The sequence below is a fragment of the Parasedimentitalea nitratireducens genome, from assembly GCF_057444295.1.
In genome coordinates this window covers 708097-728783 of sequence record NZ_JBYAXC010000002.1, presented here as the reverse complement: position 1 = coordinate 728783, position 20687 = coordinate 708097, and the positions used below count along the sequence as shown (strand labels likewise).

18 protein-coding genes are annotated in these 20687 nt (G+C 57.4%); 3 read left to right on the top strand and 15 right to left on the bottom strand.

Features of this window, described 5'->3' with window-relative positions; translation table 11 throughout:
- Positions 1-4: 4 nt before the first annotated feature.
- Genes AC2T28_RS09240 through AC2T28_RS09220 form a run of 5 tightly spaced genes read right to left on the bottom strand, consistent with a single transcriptional unit; the run spans position 5 to position 5538 of the window.
- Positions 5-274 (bottom strand): K+/H+ antiporter subunit F, encoded by a 270-nt coding sequence (locus tag AC2T28_RS09240; RefSeq protein WP_486748683.1) that lies wholly within the window; start codon positions 272-274, stop codon positions 5-7.
- A complete protein-coding gene (locus AC2T28_RS09235) occupies positions 271-768 on the bottom strand; it encodes a Na+/H+ antiporter subunit E (RefSeq protein ID WP_486748682.1) in 498 nt (165 codons plus the stop codon). The genes AC2T28_RS09240 and AC2T28_RS09235 overlap by 4 nt, the downstream gene beginning before the upstream one ends.
- Positions 765-2321: a monovalent cation/H+ antiporter subunit D gene (locus tag AC2T28_RS09230; protein WP_486748681.1), complete on the bottom strand. Its 1557-nt coding sequence runs from the start codon at positions 2319-2321 to the stop codon at positions 765-767. The genes AC2T28_RS09235 and AC2T28_RS09230 overlap by 4 nt, the downstream gene beginning before the upstream one ends.
- Positions 2318-2671, bottom strand: coding sequence for a Na+/H+ antiporter subunit C (locus AC2T28_RS09225; RefSeq protein ID WP_486748680.1), 354 nt, complete (start codon positions 2669-2671; stop codon positions 2318-2320). Before AC2T28_RS09225 ends, AC2T28_RS09230 begins: the two co-directional genes overlap by 4 nt.
- Before the next feature lie 2 nt (positions 2672-2673).
- On the bottom strand, positions 2674-5538 hold the full coding sequence (locus AC2T28_RS09220) for a monovalent cation/H+ antiporter subunit A (RefSeq protein WP_486748679.1): 2865 nt from the start codon (positions 5536-5538) through the stop codon (positions 2674-2676).
- Positions 5539-5799: 261 nt separating this feature from the next.
- Here AC2T28_RS09220 and AC2T28_RS09215 point away from each other — a divergent pair, with 261 nt between their 5' ends.
- Together AC2T28_RS09215 and AC2T28_RS09210 are read left to right on the top strand one after the other, a co-directional pair.
- Positions 5800-6252: a rhodanese-like domain-containing protein gene (locus AC2T28_RS09215; RefSeq protein ID WP_486748678.1), complete on the top strand. Its 453-nt coding sequence runs from the start codon at positions 5800-5802 to the stop codon at positions 6250-6252.
- A complete protein-coding gene (locus AC2T28_RS09210) occupies positions 6249-7064 on the top strand; it encodes a CE1 family esterase (protein ID WP_486748677.1) in 816 nt (271 codons plus the stop codon). Before AC2T28_RS09215 ends, AC2T28_RS09210 begins: the two co-directional genes overlap by 4 nt.
- Positions 7065-7214: 150 nt before the next feature.
- On the opposite strand, the gene mdoH is transcribed toward AC2T28_RS09210, so the two are convergent.
- The 7 genes from mdoH to AC2T28_RS09175 form a co-directional block, all read right to left on the bottom strand.
- The gene (gene mdoH, locus AC2T28_RS09205; protein WP_486748676.1) at positions 7215-9092 is read right to left on the bottom strand and encodes a glucans biosynthesis glucosyltransferase MdoH; all 1878 of its coding nucleotides are present in this window, start codon (positions 9090-9092) and stop codon (positions 7215-7217) included.
- A complete protein-coding gene (locus tag AC2T28_RS09200; RefSeq protein ID WP_486748675.1) occupies positions 9089-10597 on the bottom strand; it encodes an OpgD/OpgG family glucan biosynthesis protein in 1509 nt (502 codons plus the stop codon). The genes mdoH and AC2T28_RS09200 overlap by 4 nt, the downstream gene beginning before the upstream one ends.
- A complete protein-coding gene (locus AC2T28_RS09195) occupies positions 10594-11862 on the bottom strand; it encodes an OpgC family protein (RefSeq protein ID WP_486748674.1) in 1269 nt (422 codons plus the stop codon). Before AC2T28_RS09195 ends, AC2T28_RS09200 begins: the two co-directional genes overlap by 4 nt.
- Positions 11863-11884: 22 nt before the next feature.
- A complete protein-coding gene (locus AC2T28_RS09190; protein ID WP_486748673.1) occupies positions 11885-13246 on the bottom strand; it encodes a tetratricopeptide repeat protein in 1362 nt (453 codons plus the stop codon).
- Positions 13247-13494: 248 nt separating this feature from the next.
- Positions 13495-14706 (bottom strand): CaiB/BaiF CoA transferase family protein, encoded by a 1212-nt coding sequence (locus AC2T28_RS09185; RefSeq protein ID WP_486748672.1) that lies wholly within the window; start codon positions 14704-14706, stop codon positions 13495-13497.
- On the bottom strand, positions 14693-16306 hold the full coding sequence (locus AC2T28_RS09180; protein WP_486748671.1) for a thiamine pyrophosphate-binding protein: 1614 nt from the start codon (positions 16304-16306) through the stop codon (positions 14693-14695). The genes AC2T28_RS09185 and AC2T28_RS09180 overlap by 14 nt, the downstream gene beginning before the upstream one ends.
- 92 nt (positions 16307-16398) lie before the next feature.
- Entirely contained in the window at positions 16399-16875 is a 477-nt protein-coding gene (locus tag AC2T28_RS09175; protein WP_486748670.1) for a DUF302 domain-containing protein, read from the bottom strand.
- 139 nt (positions 16876-17014) lie between these two features.
- Here AC2T28_RS09175 and AC2T28_RS09170 point away from each other — a divergent pair, with 139 nt between their 5' ends.
- Positions 17015-17926: an aminoglycoside phosphotransferase family protein gene (locus tag AC2T28_RS09170; RefSeq protein ID WP_486748669.1), complete on the top strand. Its 912-nt coding sequence runs from the start codon at positions 17015-17017 to the stop codon at positions 17924-17926.
- Positions 17927-17987: 61 nt separating this feature from the next.
- Here the strand turns inward: AC2T28_RS09170 and AC2T28_RS09165 are convergent, their stop codons facing one another.
- The 3 genes from AC2T28_RS09165 to AC2T28_RS09155 all read right to left on the bottom strand — a co-directional run bounded on the left by AC2T28_RS09165 (position 17988) and on the right by AC2T28_RS09155 (position 20646).
- Complete coding sequence (locus tag AC2T28_RS09165; protein ID WP_486748668.1) at positions 17988-19661, bottom strand: U32 family peptidase; 1674 nt, start codon at positions 19659-19661, stop codon at positions 17988-17990.
- A 150-nt stretch (positions 19662-19811) separates the two neighbouring features.
- On the bottom strand, positions 19812-20297 hold the full coding sequence (locus tag AC2T28_RS09160) for a GNAT family N-acetyltransferase (protein ID WP_486748961.1): 486 nt from the start codon (positions 20295-20297) through the stop codon (positions 19812-19814).
- A 172-nt stretch (positions 20298-20469) separates the two neighbouring features.
- Positions 20470-20646: a hypothetical protein gene (locus AC2T28_RS09155; protein ID WP_486748667.1), complete on the bottom strand. Its 177-nt coding sequence runs from the start codon at positions 20644-20646 to the stop codon at positions 20470-20472.
- Positions 20647-20687 lie beyond the last annotated feature (41 nt).

Sequence of the window (20687 nt, the reverse complement as noted above, 5' to 3'; positions counted from 1 at the left end):
AGCCTCACTCGATGATGTTGCCGCGCAGGATAAAGCGGGCATAGGCTACGGTTGATACAAAGCCAAGCATGGCAACAATCATGGCAGCCTCAAAATAGATGCCGGTGCCAAGCGCGATGCCATACAGCACCATAAGGGCGATGGCATTGATGAACATGGTGTCCAGCGCCAGAATGCGGTCGGCGATTTCATCGGCAAACAGCACTTTCCAAAGGTTCATCAGAATGCCCAGGGCAAAACAGCCAAAGGCAAAGATTGCAGCATAGGTGATCATTCGAAAATCTCCATCAGGCGGCGCTCGTAGCGCTGTTTGATCTCGTCGCGGACTTCATCCGGGTTTGGCGCGTCCAGGCAATGTACCAACAGGGCGTGGCCCTCGGCGGATACATCCGCCGATACGGTACCCGGCGTCATGGTGATGGTGCCAGCCAGCGTTGTAATCGCCTCGGGGGTGCGCAGGTCTAGCGGGATGGTGACCCAGTTGGGCTGGCGATCGGCGTTGGATTTGAACACCACGATCTTGGCGACCACCACATTGGCGACAACGATGTCATACAGAACCACCAGAATGTACTCGATGACCTTTAGCGGCTTGGCCAGACGTGGGCGATCGGGCCAATAGGGCTGGGTGAAAAACGGGATCACCAGGCCCAGACCTAAACCAAACACCAGCGAGTTCAGCGACCAGCCATTGACCAGCAGCAGCCAGGTCACAGTCAGCAACAGGGTCAGGATCGGGTGCGGCACCAGCCGTCGTAGCAGCTTCATTGTTCAGCCCTCCGTAGAACGGCATCGATGTAAACGCTTGGCTCAAAAAGCTGAGCCGCAGTGGCTTCGGAATAGTCCATCATTGGCCCCGCAAACACTGTCAGCAAAGCCAATCCGGCGATTAAGCTGAAACAAGCAACAAAGGGCAGAGCAGTAGCCTTGGGGGCCTCTTCCTCGGGCACGGCTTGAGTGTCATCCACGGGCAACTCAGGTTCGGCCTCGCGGATATGCTCGGCGTCGTGGCTTTTCCAGAAAACCTCGGATCCGGCGCGGGCCAGACCGATGATAGTGATCAGTGATCCCGCCAGAATGACCAGCCAGATCCAGCTCACCAACTCGTGGTCACGGGCGGCATCCATAACTAGCAGCTTGCCAATGAAACCGGATAGCGGAGGCATGCCAGCCATTGCAATCGCGCCAATAAAGAACAGAGTCGCAATCAGCCCGGTTTGTGCCATGGGGCGTTGCGCGATGATGGCACCGCCGCGACGTTCCATCACCAGATCAGCCACCAGGAACAGCAACGCCGCGGCCAATGTGGAATGCACGGTGTAATACAGTGCAGCAGCCGTGGATTCGGGAGTGAACAGCGCAATCGCGATCAGCAGGGTTCCCATCGAGGTGATGGCGCCAAAGGCAACCAACCGACCAATCTCACGCGATCCCAATACACCAAAGGCGCCAACAGCCAGGGTGAGCATCGCGGCGGGCAACAGCCAGTCGCCAACCAGTCCGGCAGTGATGGCCACATCGGGGCTAAACACCAATGTGTACATCCGCAAGATGGCATAGGCGCCCACCTTGGTCATGATGGCAAACAAAGCGGCTACGGGCAGGGGGGCGTTGGCGTATGAGGCAGGCAGCCAGAAATGCAGGGGCAGAACCGCGGCCTTGATCGCAAAGACCAGCAGCAACATGATCGCACCCACCCGCAACAACGCGGTGTCATCGGACGAAAGCTCGGCCACGCGCACCGCCAGATCGGCCATGTTTAGCGTGCCAGTGACCGAATACAGGGTCCCCAGCGCTAGCAGGAACAGGCTGGAGCCCAGCAGGTTATAGACCACGTATTGAACACCAGCCTGCAATCGCTTGGCACCGCCGCCGTGGATCATCAGACCATAGGATGCAATCAGCAGCACCTCGAAAAACACAAACAAGTTGAACGCGTCACCGGTCAGAAACGCGCCCAGAATACCCATCAGCTGGAACTGCAACAGCGCATGGAAATGACGCCCACGGTTATCCCAGCCAGATCCGATGGCATAAAGCACGACAGCCAGAGCCAACCCCGAGGTTAGCAACAGCATCAGCGCTGACAGGCGATCCAACACCAGAACAATGCCAAACGGCGCGCGCCAGTTGCCCAGCTCATAAACCTGAACCGTTCCATCGGCAGCTTGTGATGCCAGAACCAGTGTGACCACCAGCAAGGCAACCGTACTGGCAACCGAGAAAATCCGCTGCAAGCTTAGATGGTGACGCAGCACCATGATAATAAAGGGTGCGATGATGGCAGGCAGCACCACCGGCGCAATCAGCAAGTGGTTCATGCGTCGTCTCCTGCGCCGTCGACATCTTCGATCATGTCTATATTGTCATCCTTGGCTGACAAATAGGCCCCCAGCGCTATCATCACCACCACAGCAGTCATACCAAAAGAAATCACGATTGCGGTCAAAACCAGCGCCTGTGGCAGCGGATCGGTATAGGGCACGTCGACGTATTTGTTCAGCACCGCAGGGGCGTTAACCGTCAGGCGTCCGGTGGCAAACAGGAACACGTTGACACCGTAAGTCAGCAACGACAGCCCCAGAATGACGGGGAAGGTGCGTTTGCGTAGGATCAGATAAATCCCGGCAGCAGTCAGAGCGCCCACAGCTGTGGCAAATAGGATTTCCATGCTCAGACCTCCTCTTTAGTAGTTTCGGGCGCGTCATCGCGGGCCGGGTTAATGTCCATGGCGTGTTCGGATGTCATGCCGGGCTGCCAGGCCAGACGGGCCAGGCTTTCCAGTGTCAGCATCACCGCACCGACAACGGCCAGGAAAACACCAAGGTCGAACAGCGCTGCTGTGGCCCATTCAAATTCCTCAAGTGGTGGCCAATGCAGATAGCCAAACGAGCTGGTCAGGAAGGGGCGACCGGCCAGCCACGAGCCAACACCGGTGGCGGCCGCAATCAGCACACCGGATCCGATGATGCCATGGTAATAGAACTTCTGCCGTTCAGCCGCCCAGCCAAAGCCAGACGCCATGTACTGCATGAGCATCGCAATCGCGGCGATCAGGCCAGCGATAAAGCCGCCGCCGGGCAGGTTGTGACCGCGGAAGAAGATATAAGCAGCAACCATTAGGGCCAGCGGCATCATCACACGGGTGGCAACAACCATCATAAGCGGGTGCGGGTCACCGTCCTGCGGCAGGTCGGGTTTGCGGTTCAGCAAATAGGCGCGGACTTTTGAACCCAGAATGGCCTCGGTCAGTGCATAGATCACCAGTGCGGCAATCCCCAGCACGATGATTTCGCCAAATGTATCGTAACCACGGAAGTCGACCAGGATCACGTTCACCACATTGGTGCCGCCGCCGCCTTTGTAAGAGTTGGCAAGGTGGAACTCGGAAATTGATGGCATGGCAAAATTGCGGGTCATCAAGGCATAGATCAGCCCGCCGACACCCGCACCCGCAGTGATCGAAATCGCCGCATCGCGCAGGCGCGTACTGACTGGGGTTTCAACCGGTGTTTCCTTGGGTAGGAAGTTCAGCGCCAGCAGCATCAGGATGATGGTCACCACCTCAACCGAGATCTGGGTCAGTGCCAGATCCGGGGCCGACAGATAGTTGAACGACAGCGAAACAATCAGACCGACAACACCGATCAGCACCAGCGCCAACAGACGGTTGCGGTGATGCACTACGATGAAACCCGTGGCGACGATCAGGCAGAACCAGCCAATGATTGGCAAAGGCCCGGCCTCTTGCACTGCACGTGTCGCGTCGGACATCACACCGGTGCGATAGGCATAGAGCGAGATCGCCGTGGTAAAGACCACCATGATCGCCGAGTAGCGGGTGATAGAGCCATTGTGTAGCGTATCAGTCAGGCCGCGGGCGAACCGGGTCAGCGCGCCAATCAGCCCTTCAAAGATTTCCTTGGCCTCGGGGCGGGGCGCTGCCTCCCACACGGCAGCAAGCTTCTTGTGTGACATCAGCAAGATGATACCGCCCGTGATCGCCGCAATCGACATCATCAGTGCGGTGTTGAACCCGTGCCAAAGCTTGGGCTTGAAGTAGGGCACCTGTCCGTCGCCAATCACCGCAGCCGAAGCAGAGGAGACAACGGGGCCGGAAATGATGCCAGGGGTCAGGCCGATGGCAATCACCAGCGAAGCCAAGAAAGCCGGGGCCAGCCATAGGCCAGGATTTGGATCATGCGGCTGCGTTGGATAGTCGTGCCGCTGCGGGCCCAGGAACACATGAACAATATAGCGGAACGAATAAGCCGCCGAGAACATCGCTGCAAAGACGGCTAGTGCAGGAACCAGATAATGGTTGCCACGCCACAGCGTATTTATAGTTTCCTCCAGCATCATTTCTTTGCTGAGGAAGCCGTTCAACGGTGGCAAACCGGCCATCGACAGCGAAGCAATCACCGCAATGGTAAAGGTGATCGGCATCAGATGTCGCAGACCACCCAGACGTTTGATGTCGCGAGTATGGGCGCCATGGTCGATGATGCCAGCGGTCATAAACAAGGCGGCCTTGAAGGTCGCGTGGTTGACGATGTGGAACACCGCCGCAACGGCCGCTGCCTTGGTGCCAAAGCCCAAGAGCATGGTGATCAGACCCAAATGGCTGACGGTTGAAAAGGCCAGCAAACCCTTCAGGTCATCCTTGAACAATGCGATCACCGCGCCGATCACCATGGTGATCAAACCAGTTGTGGCCACAATGTAGAACCAGGCCTCGGTGCCCGCCAGAACCGGCCACATCCGCGCCATCAGGAACAAGCCCGCTTTCACCATAGTGGCCGAGTGCAGATAGGCTGAAACCGGCGTTGGTGCAGCCATGGCATGGGGCAGCCAGAAGTGGAACGGGAACTGTGCCGATTTAGTAAACGCACCAATCAGGATCAGGATCAGCGCAGGCATGTATAGTGATGAGGACTGGATCAGTTCTTTGTTCTGCAGGATCACAGTCAGGTCATAAGACCCTACGATATTGCCCAGGATCAGCATCCCCGCGATCATCGCCAGACCACCGGACCCGGTAACGGCCAGCGCCATTCGCGCTCCTTGGCGTCCCTCGGGTAGATGCTTCCAATAGCCGATCAGCAGGAACGAACTAAGCGAGGTAAGTTCCCAGAAAATCAGCAAAAGCAAGATGTTGTCGGACAGAACAATACCAACCATCGCGCCTTGGAATAACAGAAGGTAAGAGTAGAACTGCCCCATCGGATCTTCGCGCGACAAATAGAACCGCGCGTACAGAATGATCAGCAGGCCAATACCCAGAATCAGACCGGCAAACAGAAAGCCCAGCCCATCCAGATAGAAGTTGGCGTTCAACCCCAATCCAGGCAGCCAGTCCAATCTCGCTTGAACCACCTCACCGCTTAACACGGCAGGGGCGTTTAGCAACAGACCAACAAAGGCCAGCAGGGTGGTAAAACCAGCAGAAGCCGACGCGGCGTTTCGTCCGGCTCGGATCAGTAATGCAGGCAAGAGCGCGCCAAGAAATGGCAGGGCCGCAATCAGAAACAGGGACACGTGTGGATCTCCGGGCTTGGGCAAGGCAAAATTTCTTGTTGCCTAAGCAATTTTTGACTTTTGTGCCAGCCCCCACCGCCCAATCAAAGGGCGATTTCCAGAAGCTGTGCTGTGTTTGCTGAATTTCTAAGCAATAGATGGGCAGGGGGGCGGCGCTGACAAGAACTTGAACGCTGCGTCATCGGCTTTTTCTGACGGCGGCTCTGGAACATGGTATTTCGCCGGTACAGATTTTAGATAATTGGGAAACCTATGACCCAAATGAACATTTCCAGACGCCAACTGATGCTTGGTGGTACAGCGATGGTCGCTGTTGCAGGTGTAGCTGTTTGGTGGCGCCGTCAACCGCCGGGCCATGAACAGCCAAGGTTAAGCGTGACCGAGGCCTATCAGCATGCGCAATCCGGTGATGTCACCCTGATCGACATCCGAACTCCTGTTGAATGGCAGGCAACAGGTGTGCCGGTTGGTGGCCATCAGATCGATATGCGGCGTAAGGATTTCACCGACGCGGTTGCCAAGGCTGTGGGCGATGACCGCAGCGCGCCGATTGCGCTGATCTGCGCGCGCGGCGTGCGCTCAGCGCGCATGACCCTGGCGCTGACCAAGGCCGGGTTCAGTAATATCATTGACGTCCCCGAAGGTATTCTTGGCTCGCGCCAGGGTCCGGGATGGATTGCCAGCAACCTGCCGGTGGCGCGGTGGCAATCATGAGCCGTGCGGCCTTGGCACTGGCCCTGATGTTTGCCGCCTCAACCGCCACAGCCGATTGCGATGGTTCCGCTGACCCCTGTGAAATCAGCACGGGGGAATACCATATTTCCTTGCCGCACGGGGTTGAACAGCCCACCCCAGCTGTTGTCTTCCTGCACGGTTATGGCGGGTCAGGGGCGGGGACGATGAAAAACACCAAAATGATCGAGGCGCTGAACGCGCGCGGATATGCAGTGATCGCCCCCAACGCCACCCGCCGCCGCAATGGCAACCGATCCTGGGTTTTCTTCCCGGGTTGGGAGGGGCGGGATGAGGCTGCCTTTTTGCAAGAGGTGAAGGCGGATGCGCGCGATAGGTTTGGCATTTCCCAGCAAAACACGGTGCTTGCCGGGTTCTCGGCCGGTGCTTTCATGGTCAACTACCTTGCCTGCGCCCATCCCGATGACTTTGCCGCATACGCGCCAGTGGCAGGAGGGTTTTGGCGTCCCCAACCCGACAGCTGCGCTGGCCCGGTCCGCTTGTTTCACAGCCACGGCTGGGCGGACAGAACGGTTCCGTTGGAAGGTCGGTATTTAGGCGGTAAACAGTTCCAGCAGGGCGATATCTACGCGGGGCTGGAATTGTGGCGGCAAACCAACAGTTGTGAAAGCCATGCCCCTGACCAAGTCCGACAGGAAGGCAAAGTCCTGCGCCGTCGCTGGAACTGCGGCGAGGGGCGCGACATTGAATTCCTGTTGTTTCCGGGTGGCCATACTGTTCCCCAAAGCTGGGCAGGTCAAATGCTGGACTGGTTCGAAGCAAAGGTGAACTAAGGAACGGCTCCCGCCCGTCGTCGGCCTCTTGTCAGAGGCGCTCCTCCCGTTGGGCGTGGCACCGCGCCTGGCGCGGTGCCACGCCCAAGGCCGCCAAGGGATTTCGGCGCAGCCGAATGCCCTGTGGGCGCGGGAGGGTTTGGAGAGGGGCTACTCTGCTGCACTGCGGCTGGGGCTACCGCCGTCCAGAATATCCTTTAAACTAGACCGGTGCGCCCGGGCGGTGCGGGTGATTTGCAGTTCAGCAAAGACCTCGCGCGTGCCCATCCAGGTCTTCAGCCGTCTGACGACGGGCAGACCTGACAGGGCTGACAGCGGCACCGCCAGAACCAGGGAAAGGGCAATTGGTAACAGCCAGACAGAGACCATGCCGGATAGGATCCCAGCCCAAAGCGCCAGCCCGCTTGTGGTTTCCAAAGCATGTGAGATCAGCAACGTACGCCACCCATAGCTGCCGCCATCGCGGGCCTGCGGGGCCCAGCCGCGCTGTAGTCCCAGTGCTGTGCGGATCACCGCGATCATCTGCTGTACCATTAGGATCGGGGCGTAGAGAATGGCAAGGATGATTTCGGACACAAAGGACAGGGCAAAACGGCTAGCCCCACCGTAGTCTGCAAACCGGCTGCCACTCAGGGGCAGGGCAGCGATGGCCAAAAGCTTCGGTGCCAAAAGCATCGCATAGATCAGCAGGATCACCAGTACATGGCGTGGCTCAGACATATCCGGCCAAGAGGGCATCAACGGGTTTGTTGCATTAAAATAGGTCAGCACCGAGGCCTCCTCGCCGCGACCAATCAGTGCCCAGATCACCAAGAGGGCAAACCAGATCGGCGCCATCAGGTAGCCAATCGCGCCGTGTAGCAGGTGAAAGCGCGAAATTGAACGAAACCCTTTGGCCCTCAGCAGGTTCAGGTGTTGCAGGTTGCCCTGGCACCAGCGGCGGTCTCGCTGGATGTGGTCAATCAGAGTAGGCGGGGTTTCCTCATAGGATCCGCGAATGCGTGGCAAGAACCGAACCGACCATCCGGCCCGGCGCAGCAATCCAGCTTCGACAAAATCATGGCTCATGATCAGCTTTTCACCCCGGCCCAGGGCGCTGGGAATGCGAGGCAGGCCAGCACAGGCGGCAAAGGCGCGGGTGCGCAAGATGGCGTTATGGCCCCAATAGTTGCCCTCGTGGCCAATCCAACGGGCCAACCCCTCGGCCAGAGCCGCTCCATGCACGCCGTTGGCAAATTGCTGCATGCGGCCAAACACCGACTGCGCGCCAATCAGCTGCGGAAAACTCTGGATCAGCCCGGCACCGGGATCACGGGACAGCGCATCCGACAGGCGGGCAATAGCGCGGCCGGTCATCAGGCTATCAGCATCCAACACCAGCATCGCCTCGTACCCGCTGCCCCAGCGCCGGACCCAATCGGTGATATTACCCACCTTTCGATCCGTATTCTGGTCTCGCCGCCGGTAATAGAGCTTCAATCCGGGTGGCATGATCGCGTGGAGCGCACGCACTGAGATCAGTTCTTGTGCGGCCAGTTCATCGTTACGGGTGTCGGACAGGATGAACATGGAATAGTCATGCACGCCGCCACGCCTGCGCAGGTCTTCCAGCATGGTCCGGGCATTGCCCAGCACATACCAGGGCACTTCGTTGTGCACCGGGATCAGCAGCGCCACCTTCATCGGTTGTGCGCGGGACAGGCGGCGTGTCTTAGGGCGTTGGGACAGGGAATAAAGCCCTAGTAAAACTGTGGCGACGGTGAAGCAGATCCAGAAAAAATTGAAGGCAATCAGGGCCAACAACGCGACCTCAAGCCCGGAAAAACCACCAACGGCAAACCAGTCTTGCATCACCCAGGTTAGCAACCCAGTGCCTGCTATGGCTGGGGAAAAGGCCAGTACCCGCCACATGGCCACATTTTTAGGGGCGTGCTGATTGGGTGCTGCATCGTCTTGAAAAGAACACCCAAAATCCTGTTCTGGCATGTCCAGCGGTTGTTCCGGGGGCATCAGGTGTGGTTGGCTCATGCGGTCCACCGATACAGCCAGACCTCAGACACCGGTTGTCCATCCCTGCGCAGCTGCGCCCGCAGCTCCACCATGTCGCGCTCCCCTGGATCAAAGGAAAATGCCAGTCTCAGCCCGCCGCTTTCCGGGTTGCGCTGCAATACGCCCGCGCTGGTTTCTACATGCGGTGACGAGACGTGGATGTCGTAGCTTTCTGGATTGTCCGCTAATAGAGGATGCGCGGCCAGATCAAGGGTCATGATCCGCCCCGGATCACCAAACACCCGTGCTCCGCCAGAGGTATTGGTCACACGCGGTAGGTCTAGATCAGGCTCGCTCCCCCAGCCCAGCCGATAAGACAAGTCTACCTGCGACCCAGCCACATAAGGCTGGTGCGGACGCCAGTAGGCGACGATATTGTCATAAATCTCTTGATCCGCAGGAATCTCGACCAAGGTCACTGCGCCTTGCCCCCAATCGCCCTTGGGTTCGACCCACAGGCAAGGGCGCTTGTGGTAATTGGCCTCAAGGTCGGCAAAGTCCGAATACTTGCGCGCTCGTTGCATCAGGCCAAAGCCACGTGGGTTGTCATCCACGAATGAGGAAATCTGCAGGGTCTTGGGGTTGGCTAGAGGGCGCCACAGAACTTCGCCATTGCCATTGTGGACCAGCAGCCCGTCACTGTCATGCACGGCGGGGCGGAAATCATCAAACCGGCTGCGGTTGGTCTGATCATAGAGGAACATCGAGGTGAGCGGCCCAAGCCCCACATGGCTCAACTCTTCGCGAGCAAACAGCGTTGCTTCAACCTCCATCACGCAGTTTTCACCCGGTAGGATATCAAACCGATAAGCGCCGCTCACCGAGGGGCTGTCCATCAGGGCATGAACCACGATATTGCGCTGGCCGGGGGCTGGGGTTTCCAGCCAGAATTCGATGAACTCGGGGAATTCTTCTCCCATCGGGTCACCGGTTTTCAAGGCTAGCCCTCGGGCGGACAGTCCATAGGTGTTGGCCAGACCAATGGCGCGGAAATAGCTGGCACCTTGGAATACGCAGAACTCGTTCTTTAGCCCTGGCTGGTTCAGCTCGGTGCGCAGACGTAGGCCAGAGTATCCAAGTGGACCATCCAGGCTCAGCTCTGGCGCCTTATCGGTCTTGTCAAACAGCGACAGATCAAAGGGCACCAGCTGGGCCACATGATCCTGCACCGTGTTGACCTGAACTGGGCGCGGGAAATACAGCCCCGGCAAAAAGAAATCGACGTTATAGCTGCTGGCGGTATCCGACCACAGCGCGTCTTTGCTGCGGAACCAGCGGGTCTGGTACTCCAGATAGGACATGTCCAGCCAGTCCTGCGGGACTGAGGGGCGCGGGGCATAGTCTCGCCTGGACAGTTCCCGCGCCAGTTGGATCACTGTATCACGAGTGAAACGCAGCGTTCCGGTGGCATGTACCGGCAGGGCAAGGGCTGAGGTGCTGGCGAGCGCAGAAGCGAGGAAGGAACGGCGGGTCAGGGCGGTCATCGCTTGGTCCTCCAGGGTTGGGATTTGAACCAGGCCGCCGCAAAGGCCACCAGAATGATAATTGCATAGCCGGTCAAGTTGGCGGCGGCGGTGGTGATGATGGCCCTGTCGGTCTGGTCCAGCGCAAAGCCGATCAAACGTGCCAGCGCCATCGAGAAGACAAAGACTGCCAGCGACTGTTGGCCAACCTTGGTGATCAATTTGAGTAACACTGCCCAAATTCGTGCCGCCACGGATTGGCCGGTGGCGATCAACCGTTTGCCACCTTCACCGGCAATCACCCAGCCCAAGTAAGCCAGCGACAGGAAGTGGACATAGCGCAGCAAGCCAAAGTCGCTCTTATTGCGCCACTCAGCTGTCAGCGCCCAAACGGGACGTATCGTATCTGCCAAGTCTTGGTTCCAGCCTTGCACCCACAAGAACACCTTCCACGAGCCAAAGGGAGCCGAGAAAATAACAAACCCAGCCGCTGCAACGATCAGAAGATTCGACACCGGAGGCTTGGGCAACCAGCCTTTCATGAAGGCAAAGCCGGTAAAGAACAGCAACTGCCAGCCAAAGGGATTGAAGAACCACTTGCGGTCTGACCAGGGCTCTGCCGAGAGGGCAAGACCATCCGGTCCCAGCCCAATCATATAAGGGTTGGCAGTCAGCCAGATCAGTACCGAGGCTGCGGCAACGGCCCATAACCCAACCTTCTCAAGCCCCATCATCACTGGCATCAGCGCCAGGACCACAAGGTACATTGGCAGGATATCAAAATAGTTCGGCACATAGGTTAGGGTGAAAAGCCCAACCAACTGCTGTGTTGTGTTGTTGAAGAAGGGCCTCAGGTTCAACGAGGCAATATAGCTTTTGTCAAAGCCACCGTAGAGGTCGATCACGGCCATCATAGTGGCGATGAAAAAGAACAATCCGATGTGGGCCCAGTACACCTGCCAGACGCGGTAAATCACCCGCGCCGTTCCCAAGGCCCAGCCGCGTCGCGCATATGAGCCACCAAAGGCAATGGCGGAGGCCATGCCGGAACAGAACACAAAAATCTCGGTAGCATCGGAAAAGCCAAACCGCGCCGGGATCCAGCCGGTCCAGCGGTTGCCGGGGATATGGGCGGTCAGGATGATAAACATCGCAATGCCGCGGTAGAAGTCGAGCCTCGGATCACGAGGACGTGCCGCCCCATGGGCCGGCGCTGCTGTCTGATTGGCAGCAGATCCAGGCAGGGCAGAAGCCTGGGTGTCAGGATGGGGGAGAATAGTCGCCATCTAAATTATTTGCCTTTCAAGGTCACTCAGCGGGGACGCTTTGCGCGGGTGAATTGCTGCGGCCGGCAGTAATCAATTCGCGCCGGGCAATGGCGTAGTTGTCCTCAAACCCACCGCGCTTGCTGCGCCGGTCATCCAAGATGGTCTCGACAGCGTCAAGTTGCCCAGCCCGCAGGCCAGCATCAATGGTGATACGTTCAAACACGTCGCGCTGGGCATGACTGCCCCCGGCCAGTTGCAAAGATCCACGCCCCTGCGACAGATGCCTGAACGCGCCCGTATAGTCTCCATCGCCAAAGGCTTCGAGACCCGAGGCCATGGCACTGCCCGGTTCACCCATGCGCTGACCGGTTTCATCCGGGCGGTTCTGCGCATCCGCGTGGATGCGTTGCACCAGCCGTGTGGTGGCCTCTTGGCGGTCATGTCCAGCCAGCGCCAGAAGGTAGTGAAGGTCAGCAAAGATCAAACAGCCATCTTCGGTTCGATTGGCCGAGAGCTCTGACAGTTCTTCCCAGCGACTGCCAACATCGACGCCCTCCAGCTCTAGCCGCATCAACAACGACGTGCCGTTGGAAATATCGCGATAATCGTCGGTCTGATCCTTGCGCACTTCACGATCATAAAGATCCAGCACTTGATCCACCTGACCCAAATCTAGATGCATCAGCGCCTTGTGCCACCACACGTGATAACGGAAGTTGTTGCAATGGGCCCAGGCCTCCTCACGCCCCTCCAGCCACTCCAAACCGGCCTTGGCGTTGCCGGTCATGTCGTGCACATGCGCCACGGCGTGCAACCCCCAGGCATCATTTGGCGCCGTCCAAAGCGCCTGACGACCTGCAATGCCAGCCTTTTCGTACTCGCCGGTCTCTTCCAGTGTAAAGGCGTGACAGCCTAGCAGATAGCCATGCCCGGCATGATCGGTACCATAGGCAGGCAATACACACTCAACCGAGCGCCGCATCCCGGTACTGTCGCCCAAGATAAAACGGATCGAATGGCTCAGCTTCATGGCCAAGGTGTCTGTGGGATGATCCCGCAAGACCTGCTCCATCTTGGCAATTGCCATCGAAGGTTTACCAGCTAACCAGGCCGCTAAGGCCTCGATATACAACCTCTCGCGGGGCAGGGCGGTTGCTGCATTCTGCTTGGCCGACGCCAAAGCCTCACGCGCGGTGGGGATCAGCTCTGACCGGCCAAGCATCAGATAGAACATCCCTTTGCAGGCCTGACCCAAGGCAAAACCCGGCACGGCGGACAAAAGGGACACAAGATGCGTAGGCGTTGAGGCCGCATGGGCAAGAACACCCATTTGTACGGCGTTCCAATCTTGCATTGCTGCCGCATCCGTCAGGCTGGTGTCTTGGCCAAAAGTATCTTGCATTACAAAGCGTCCGATCTGAGCTGAATAAAGGTCTAGGGTCGTTTCAAACAACTTTAGTTCATGCACTTCCACCCGGCGACGCCGGCTAACGCATTGGTGATGTGGTGTGTGTGCAACGGTGAGTTTTGTTGCGAAGTGGCAGAGAAATAGGGGAAATTGTCACAATAGCGGCATCTCTACCCGCACTAAGGCGCGGGTAGAGCAACTGGCTTGGTGCTTTCTGTAACACTTGGCCGATTTGATTTCGGCTAGCGCCCGCCCGGTTCCAGATCAAACGGCGAGTCCGCCGACAAAACAGCATCACTGTCTTCACCGCACCAACGTGGCGCATGCCGATAGGTCACGGGCGTGCGTGAAAGCTTCAGCGGATTGCCGATCAGATGCACCTGACCAGCGCTGCTCTCCATGTCGATCTGCATCTCACGCGCCGCCACCTGATCCGAGGCAAAGACATCCTTCAAATCTTGCACTGGGCCCACTGGAACTTTGCGCGCCTCGAGTCCGGCAATGATGTCATCCGTACTGAACCGTCGCATGGCTGGGATCAGGATCTCATCCAGCGCGGCTCGATATTCTAGCCGGCTTGGGTTGGTTGCAAATCTAGGGTCTTCGATCAGACCAGACAGGCCCAGAAATTCCATATAACGCGCAAACTGGCTGTCGTTGCCAACCGCCAGTATGACATGACCATCGCTACTTTTGTACACGCCATAGGGCATGATGTTCGGGTGCCCATTGCCGCGCCGTTCAGGGATATTGCCGCTTGTGAGGTAATTGACACCTTCGTTGATCAGCCAGGCAATCTGACTGTCGACCAATGAAATGTCGATCTGCTGGCCTTCGCCGGTCTGGCCCTGATGACGCAGGGCTGCAAGAATACCCACAGTCGCATACATGCCGCACATCACATCGGCGATGCCCACGCCAACCTTCATGGGCTCGCCCTCTGGTGCACCGGTCAGTGACATGACCCCGCCATAGCCCTGTGCCATCAAGTCGTAACCGGGTTTTTGTGCATTAGGGCCGTTTTGCCCATAGCCCGAGATCGAGCAATAAATCAGCCGCGGAAAATCGGATTTCAGGCTGTTATAGTCTAACCCGTACTTTTTAAGCCCTCCGGGTTTGAAATTCTCGATCAGAATATCCGCCTGCGCCGCCAAGTCGCGGATAATGCGCTGGCCTTCGGGGCTGGCAATATCAATGGCGACGGATCGCTTGTTGCGATTGGCGGCCATAAAATAGGCCGACATGTCGGTGGGATTGCCATCTTGATCAGTGGCATAGGGCGGCCCCCACTGGCGGGTGTCATCGCCGCCGGATTTTGGGTTCTCCACCTTGATGACTGTGGCGCCCAGATCGCCCAACAGTTGGGTGCAGGTAGGCCCGGCCAAAATGCGCGACAGGTCCAGCACCTTGACGCCGATCAGCGGCCCGTGGGGCAATTGTTCAGATCCGGCCATCATAGCCTCCAGGTTCGATTTCAGCAGCAATCACGGTGAAGACTTCGGCATGTTGCGCCTCAACCAGTGCCGCACGCAGCTCGTCCCGATTGCGCACGGTCATACCATTACCACCAAAGGCCCGGCCCATCGCAGCAAAGTCATGACGACCAAAGTCTACGGCGGCATTAGTCAGCTGCCGTTGTCGTTGTTTCAACTCGATCAGGGCGAGGCTGGCATCGACAAAGACCAAAAAGATCGGTGCCAGTTTCATCTCGGCAGCTGTTGCTAGCTCTCCGGCCACCATTAGAAACCCAGCATCGCCGGAAAAGCTGATCACCGGGCGGTCCGGCTGGGCAAGCTTGCGCCCAATCGCCATCGGCAGGGCACAGCCCATGGTACACAGTCCCGAAGACTGGATCAGCGCACGCGGTTCAGAACAGGTCCACATCTGTGACAGCAGAATGCGATGCGCGCCGCTGTCAGCCGTGGCAAGGGTATTGACGGGCAGCGTGGCGCGCGCTTCGGCAATCACCGCGGCTGGCCCCCAGGTGTCATCCGTTGGAAAGGCTTGTGAAAGAGCCAGCTTGGTGACCTCGGGTTGTCCTTCGACCCAAGTTGATCTGGTTTTTAAGCCTTCCGACATGGCCGCAAGGGTTGGAGCGATCGAAGTAACAAAACTCAGCCCCGATTGGTGCATGTAATGCAAGTTGGGTTCTGGTGCTATGTCGATGACATTCTGTGAGGATACATCCCAGACATCCCGCCAACCGGGGCGCATCTCAATCGGGTCATAGCCAATGCTGAGCACCAGATCCGCAGAGCGGAACAATGGCAGCAAATGCTTGTCTGCCAGCGGAGACAGTCCGGCCCCACCCAGACAGAGTGGGTGATCCTCGGGGATGATGCCTTTGGCTTTGTAACTGGTGACAAATGGGATGTTGTGATGCTCAACAAAAGCCTTGATTGCGTCTCCGGTCTCCTCCTGCAGGGCATCCAGGCCAATTATGGCAATGGGACGTTGGGCCTGTGCCAACCACTCCCGCGCCTGCGCCAGGTCAGCGCCTGCTGGCGCCGTTTCACTTGCAGGCGCGCGGCGATGTCCGCGATCTCTGGCAGGCATATCCGCAACCGAGATCGGCACGTCGATATGCACCGGTCCATTGCGGGGCTCGGTGGCGATTGCGACAGCCTTATCCGCAATCAGATCCACCGTTTCGGCGTCCAAGAAAAAGGTGGCCTTGGTGATCGGGGCAAACACCGCGCGATGATCCAGAACCTGATGCGTGTAGCTTTGTTCTTCGGCGGCATCGACACAGCCGGTCAGCACCAACATGGGCACCCGGTCCTGATGGGCGTTGGCCACCACATTGACACCGTTCAGCGCACCGGGACCCAGGGTTGCAATCAGAATGGCCGGGGCGCCGTCGCTGTGATGCACCGCCTCAGCCATGAAGCCGGCGCAGTTTTCGTGTTTGGCCAGATGCACTGTGATCCCAGCCGCCTGCAGCGCATCCACCAGGGTCAGCACCTCGCCACCGGGCATGCCAAAGGCGTGGCGGCATCCGGCCTCGTATAGCCGTCGGGCCAAAACATCCGCTGCGCGGGAAGGGGTGGTCATCATTGCTACTCCGTACTCAGTTGTCTGCGAGATTGCGGAGTATGGCCTGGGGCGCAAGCCCGCTCACGCCAGTGTGACCAGATGTTGAAGTCTTATTGAGTTGCCTGCTGAGCCAGGGCCTCAAACCGCATATCAAGCTGCCTGGCCAGATCCAGCAAGGCCGCGCCGCCCTCATCCGCGTAAGGAGCAAAGACATAGCTTGGGGTTTTGTAGGAGAGGGTGGCGGTGTCGTCTTGGTTTTCTGTGACATAGACCCGGACTGGGGCCTCGATCATCGCAGCGGTTGAGGTGGCCAGTATCTTGACTGCAAAGTCGTTATTGAACAGGCCAATCACCCGGTTGCCGGGAATGGTAATACCGCGTTTGGCTGCCGCACCAGTCGGGCCTGCCTGTGTCACAACACCAAGTCCCTGCGCTTTGGCGGCGGTTTTCACATCTGAGATCAGCTGCTTATAACTTTTGGAGGTTTCCACAATCACCCAGCCCTCGCGCGGGGCAATTGGGCCCGCAAATGTGGTGGTGGCAAACAGACATAACAGAGCGGCAGAGAAAAATGATGTGAACGGCATAGATAGGCTCCAAATGAAATTCGGTTCACACTAGATGGGTTTTGCGCAATGCTCGGTCACAATGGCGTGCCTGTTGTGATGGTATGCTGAGACCAAGCCAAACAGGCTGATTTTTTCTGTCTCAGGCGCTTTTCTATGAATGAGTTTTTGGAGTGCTGATTTTATGGATGACCGGATTTCTGTTGCCGCCGAACAAGTCAAAGGCCTGATCGCTGACCAGTTCCCTGAGTTGCAAAACCTCGCCATTTCCCCGATCACACCCGGGGGCTGGAACAACCGAAGTTTTCGATTGGGCAATGACCTTGTAGTGCGACTTCCAGCGGCAGAACGATACCAAGCTCAGGTGGGGCGAGAGAGTCTGGGATTGCAAAAGCTACCCTCCAACCTGCCGGTCGACACGCCAAGGTTTTTTGCCAAGGGCAAGCCGGGTCGGGGCTATCCCTATGAGTGGTCTATTTTGCATTGGGTCGTGGGCAGCGCGCTGGATGCTGAGGTTCTGATCGTAGATCCAGAGCTGGCGGTTGAGATTGGTCAGTTCCTTTGGGGGCTGCACCAAGCCAAAACGCCGGAAAACCTGGCCCCCGGCGTGGACAATTTCTATCGGGGTGGGGCACTTCGTTATTATGACGGTGAGACACGAAGGGCACTGCTGCACTTTTCCAAAGATAATCAGGCTGTGCTCACGCAGCTGTGGGAGCAGGCCCTATCCAGTGAGTGGCAGGCTGCACCTGTTTGGGTGCATGGAGACATAGCACCGGGAAACCTGCTGGTACAGAAAGGGCGCCTGTGTGGGGTGATTGATTTTGGTCTGGTGGCCGTCGGTGATCCGGCCTGTGATCTGGTAATTGCCTGGACCCACATGGATGCAACCTGCCGAGAGCAGTTTGTATCAACCCTGTCGCTGGACCAGGCCTGCTGGCAGCGGGCCAGGGGCTGGGCTTTGTGGAAGGCTTCGATTGTTCTGGCTGGGGAAGACGCCCCACACGAGCAGGTAGCTGTTTCACAACGGGTGCTCGACCTTTTGGCTTCAGATCCCGTACTATCCGACTAAAACGTCGTCGCTGTCGCATGAAAGCCAGCTTGCTCAGCTTATTGGGCAAACTGGGAGTGGGTTAAACGTTAGGCGGCAGCTCAGCAGCCGTCGGAAGTTTAAACGCGCTGGCCTCGGCACGGCTTAGCTGCTCGCCTTGATTACGTTTTAACAACACATCGCGGGCCACTGCATATTCATCACCCTGCCAGAAGATCAGACAGCCGTTGCAACCTTTGCCACAGCACCCGGCGGTGCCCACACGATTGGTCTTGAACCGGCGGGTGCTGGTGTCAGCCTCAATCGCGTCAACCAGCGCATCGCGGCGGCGCTTATAGGCGGTCTCGCCGGTGCTGTCGCGGATCTCCATCGCTTGCGCAGTCTTGTCGAGTTGCAGCCGTTTCCACTGCTCATCCGTCAGGGCGCGTTCCTTGCGGATGACGGTTAACGCCGGGAAGTTGGCTTTCAGATCGTTTTGATCCTCTTGCTCGAACAGAGAGAAGGGCAGGCGGATCATCGATTTGTTTGACCCGTGCACCACCTCCTTGCGCGCACCGCTGGCAGCGATTTCATAGTCATAGGCACGCAGCAGAATGGTGTTGCGGGCAATGGGAGAGACCAGTTCCAGCACATCGCCAGCCTCAAGCTTGTTCTTGACCTCAACCAAGAACGCATCCTCGGTCACTTCGCTCACCACACCGGCATATTCCCAAGTCGAGAGCGGCGCGGTGTGTTCATAGCCATGTGACAGGTTGGTCAATCGCCCCTTGTGGAAGGCCAGCGTGTAGCCCCGGTTGCCGACGGTTTCCAACTCAGCCATGTAGTCAGACGCATCCCAGTTGTCGGGGTCGGCATAGTAGTCATCAATAGCCATGCGATAGGCGCGCGCGACCACGGCGGCATAGTATTCCGACTTGCCGCGTCCTTCGACCTTGAGACTGTCCACGCCAATACGCAGATAGTCATCCAGCTTGGGCATCAGGCACAGGTCTTTGGAGTTCAGGATATAGCTGCCGCGCTCATCTTCCTGAATGGGCAGGAACTCACCGGGGCGCACACCTTCTTCCAGCAGGAATTCAAACATGTCGAAGTTGCTTTCATCGACAATCAGCTCTTGTACGGTGCCATCCTTAAGGCGCATGTGGAACTTGTAGTTCCAGCGGCAGGAGTTGGCGCAGTTGCCCTGATTGGCACCGCGTTCAGCCATAAAGTTCGATAGTAGGCAGCGCCCGGAATAGGTCATGCACATGGCGCCGTGAATGAACGCCTCTAGCATGATATCCGGGCACTTCTCGCGGATCTCTTCCAACTCGGGGAAGGACACTTCGCGCGCCAGTACCGCCAGATCTGCGCCCTGATCTTGCCAGAACTTCACAGACAGCCAGGAACAGATATTGGCCTGAGTGGATACATGTAGGGGGATCTCGGGGGCCCGTTCACGAACATACTGGAACACGCCGGGGTCGGCGATGATCAAACCATCGGGGTTCACCTGCCGAACGGTGTCGATGTATTCATCCAGCTTAGGGATGTCTTTGTTGTGGGAATACAGGTTCAGAGTCAGGTATGCACGGCGTCCGTGTTGATGGCAGAACTTGACGCCTTCAATCACGTCTTCCAGCGAAAACTCGGACTTGGTGCGCAACGACATATCCGGCGTGCCGAGATAGACCGCGTCCGCGCCATACAGGATGGCCATCTTCAGTTTGCGCAGGTTGCCCGCAGGCATCAGCAGTTCGGAACGGTGTTGGGACATTGGACCAGCCGGAATAGGGACGAAAGCCGCCTTCTAGGTCAGAAGGCAGAGCGAGTGAACCCATTTCTAAAAAACAGCTTTAGACCGTTGCATAGAGACCTAGAAGTCTGGCGTGCCGTCGACAGGAAACATGTTGTGTCAAACTAACCGCTACTTGGTATCAAGCCGATACTTGAGGAACTTAGCACCATCATAGGTGACATCACCGACATGCTCCGCCCCAAGCCGCGACAAAGCCCCTAATTTTGTACGAGATGGCGGCAGTAGAAACGTCACATACGGAATCCGACCGTCTGCGGCGGCAAACTCAAGGGCTTTCTTTGAAATACGTATCCCAAGTCCAAAGCAATCCGGTTTTAGCACCAAACCAAAATCCCATTCAGCGCCTTCTTTTTGAAAACCTCCCCAGCCGACATAGGTGTTGTCACACAGGATGGCCCAATGCCCAAGACCGTCACATGCCCAGCATTGTTCCTTGGTAGATACGAACTTGGCTACAGTCTCGTGATCCCACTCAAAATTCAAAAGCGGCATATGCTCTGCGACCCGGGGATCAGACATATGCTGAATAATCTCATCGGGCGCGATTTTTGGTAGCCGAACAAATGTTATTGCTTTGCTTTGCTTAAATGGCATGTCGGGAATATCTGCTCTACGTGGTTTGAAATTACACAAGAGCACAAACCAGCCAGCTCACAACTGAATTTGACCGGGCGTAACGCAGGTTTGAACGGGTGTCAGAATCCAGTTTGTCGCTAACAAAAACTGGCTTGTTATTTTTGTTTAGAAACAGGGCTGACTTTTTGCCTTATTTCTTGTCGCGTGCAGCTTTCTCATCTTTGGTTAGCTTGTTGTTCCAAGCGTTGTTGCTGAGACTAAGCTCGCTTGGCAATGGTTTGGTTTTGCCAATGCTGACTTTACCACCCTTGTTCAGGTATTCTTGGATAAGGGCATCATCGGTGGTTTCTTTTGGGATATGTTTCATAAGTAAGAGCCTAGCCGGTATCCGATGGACAGGCAACGAAA